Annotated in this window: 2 protein-coding genes; both read left to right on the top strand. The window is 46.5% G+C overall.

Translation table 11 applies throughout. The features are described from left to right. The first annotated feature begins 91 nt into the window (after positions 1 to 91). Complete coding sequence (locus OXH16_19880) at positions 92 to 1,756, top strand: peptidase domain-containing ABC transporter (protein ID MCY3683665.1); 1,665 nt, start codon at positions 92 to 94, stop codon at positions 1,754 to 1,756. Continuing rightward, the gene (locus OXH16_19875) at positions 1,753 to 3,078 is read left to right on the top strand and encodes an HlyD family type I secretion periplasmic adaptor subunit (protein ID MCY3683664.1); all 1,326 of its coding nucleotides are present in this window, start codon (positions 1,753 to 1,755) and stop codon (positions 3,076 to 3,078) included. The genes OXH16_19880 and OXH16_19875 overlap by 4 nt, the downstream gene beginning before the upstream one ends. Positions 3,079 to 3,327: the final 249 nt, after the last annotated feature.

Below are 3,327 nucleotides of genomic sequence, written 5' to 3'. Positions count from 1 at the left end.
AAGGTAGTAATCTGATTGTTGTCGCCGCGAGCCCGGACGCCAATGCCCTTCCAGGAGCATGTGTCATTACCGAAATAGAGCATGTGCGGCAATGTCCCTAGAGGATAATGATAACGGGCGGGAAATCCCGCTCTCATGGTTTACCCAGTCCCTTTGGAAATATACACCACTTTACATTGAATTGGTTTTCATTGCGATTTGCGTACGCCTTATCGGTTTGGTCGAGCCATTTATTTTCCAAGTGATCATTGACCGTATTCTTCCTTTTCAACGGGAAGCATCCCTCATAGTAGTTGTTGCGATTTTCGTGGCTGTGAGCCTGTTCCAGATGGGTTTTGAGGTACTGTCGAGCCTGCTTGGCATACTGACAGCCAATCAGGTTACACGCGAATTCGGATCGCGCATATTCGACCACCTGTTCAAGCTACCTTTCAGCCATTTCCGTAAATGGTCCGTTGGTGAAACAATCGCGCGAGTCAGTGAAACCGATACGATCCGTAACTTTCTTGTTGGAACTACGACAGGAGTATTCCTTGACCTCCTGTTCGTGGTGATCTACATAGGCGTGCTCCTGTCTCTATCTGTGCCGCTTACAATGATTGTGCTCGTAGCCCTTCCATTGCAGTTTTTGGTTTATTTTGGCTTTGGCCCATTCCTGCGTCGACGGTTGCGCGTTCAGTTTGATGCAGGCGCAAAGCACCAAACCCAGATGGTTGAAAACATCTCGGGCATCGCAGCGGTGAAAGCTCTTAGTGCCGAGGGCAAGATGCTGGAACGGTTGAACAAAACTCTGGGCAACAGCCTTTTTGCGAGTTACCGGGTCGGCATTCTAAACATCTTCAGCGATAAGCTAACATTCGTAATTGAGCGGGGTGTGACGATCTCGATTATCTACTTTGGGGCACATCTGGTTTTTGCTGGTGAAATCACTCTTGGGCAGCTCATTGCTTTCCATCTTCTTGCAGAAAAGGTCACAGACCCCATAGCCAATTTTTCCAAACTTTGGGAAAACTGGCAAAACATAAAAGTTTCCCGCCAGAGGCTTGGTGATATTGTTAGCTCCGATATGGAACCCTTCAATGCTCGACCAGGACTATTTCCTGATATCGAGCCACGTTTGACGTTTGAAAATGTAGATTTTTCTTACATACAAGATCGACCAATCCTCAAAAAATTCAATTTTGAGGCAGCTCCGAACTCTCTGACTTTGGTTGTGGGGCCGTCTGGTATAGGCAAATCCACATTCGGGCGATTGGCTTCGGGTATTGATGTGCCCTCAAATGGGAGGGTTCTCTTGGATGGTGAGAATATCGCAAATTATGAACCGCATGATGTCCGCACCAAGATCGCATATATTCCACAGGAACCATATCTTTTTTCAGGAACGCTCCGAGATAACCTACTAATCGGCAACGAGGCGGTAACGGAAGCGGAACTTGAAATGGTGTTGAAAATCTCGGCGGCGGATACATTTGTTGCTCGTTTGCCAATGGGACTTGATACAGACATAGGGGAGCGTGGATCGACACTGTCTGGCGGACAGAGGCAACGCATTGCGATTGCACGAACCCTGGTCAAGAAGCCCAAGGTCATCATTTTTGATGAACCAACAAGTGCTCTGGACGATCTTGCACAAAGCATGATGGCAGAGGAACTTAAGCGACTGAAGGCCACAACAACGCTGATCATCATCACACACAGGCCAGATGTGTTTGGACAGCCGGATCAGATCATTGATTTCGAGAAATTGTTATGACCGAAACAGCCCCACAAATAAAGATCACATCTCCGACCCTTCATGTAACCATCTGGTTCATAATTTTTGTTTTTATTGTCATTGTTGTCATGGCTTGCTTTTTTAAGGTAGAGGTCGTCGCGCGTGGACAGGGAAAGGTTGTGCCATTAAGCCGGGTCCAGATTGTCCAACCCGAATTTGATGGTAAGATCACCGCAATTCACATACGAAATGGGTCAACAGTGCACCAAGGAGATATACTCGTTGAACTGGACACAACTGATGCTGAGGCAGAGTTGAATACTATCACCGCCGAAATCGTACGGCTTCAAATTGAACGGGCACGAATCACTGCTTTAGTGTCAAGCATTGATATTGGGAATATTCAAACGGAAAGTTTTTCTAGAGAAACCCTTCGCGCTTTCGCTGAAAGTGCCAATGCGAAGCATGATTTCTATGCCGAACAAGCCCGATTGCTTGTCGCTGAGGTTGAGGACTTGCAAGCGATGCTGTCTCAGAACACGGCAAGGATTACCATTAACGAACGCTCGATTTCTGTGACGCAAGCAAACATAGATCGGATCGAAGCTGCTATCGCCATTCAAGCTGAACGTTTGAAAATAGCACAGGAGTTATTGGGGCAAGGTATATCTAGCCGGTCAGCATTTCTTGATGTTGAGGAAGCTTTTACAGCCTTGGAGAAAGAACGCCAAGTGTATCTACGCGAACTAAATCAAAAGCGTAGTCAAGAGACTGGCCTCCGGGCTGAACGACGCAGTATTATAAGCGCACAGCGAAGCCTCCTTCTGCAGCGAAAATCCGATATCGAAGCGCGTCTGAAGACATTACAAGAGCAATCGCGCATCGCTGAACGGCGGATAATTGGGGCACAGTTGACAGCTCCGATGGATGGTGTCGTGGATCAGTTGAAAGTATTTACAATTGGAGCAGTGGCAAAGGGCAGTGAGCAGGTGCTGAGCATTGTACCAGAAGATCAGGATGTTGAAATTGAAGCACTTTTTAACAATTATGATATCGGTTTTGTTGAAGTTGGACAGATCGCCAACATCAATCTTGACGCTTATCCATCCGAACGCTTCGGTTTTCTAGTGGGTGTGGTGTCAGATATAGCGGCAGACTCAACCGAAGTAGCAGGCGGTGCTTGGGCTTATCAGGTGCGTGTAACACCAGAAACAGGTGAACTGAAAAATGGTCCAGCACAGTTTGCTTTACGTCCAGGAATGACAGCCGTCGTTGATATTACTACGGGCAAACGCCGACTAATTAGTTATTTCTTCGCTCCAATCGTAGATATTATCCAATCTGCACTTGGTGAGAGGTAGCTTTACAAAATAAGATTTTGTGCGGATGTTTAACCCTGGGAAAACCTGGATAACAGACAAATTCTTTAGTGGGGCGTTTGTGTGCCGGTAATGTGGCATATGTGTGGCAAAAATGTGTCACTTGGGATTTTTTTTAATTTTTTGTTTTTTGAAGTTGACCTGGCCGGGAGAATGGGTTAAATTGGTTCTTGGAAATTATTGCTGGTGGACGTCCTTCCCGAGTCCACCAGCTTTTTCTTTTTCATTCTT

Source organism: Gemmatimonadota bacterium (genome assembly GCA_026705765.1).
Taxonomy (GTDB): domain Bacteria; phylum Latescibacterota; class UBA2968; order UBA2968; family UBA2968; genus VXRD01.
The sequence above is the reverse complement of the archived record's forward strand: the minus strand, read 5'-3'. Positions and strand labels throughout refer to the sequence as shown.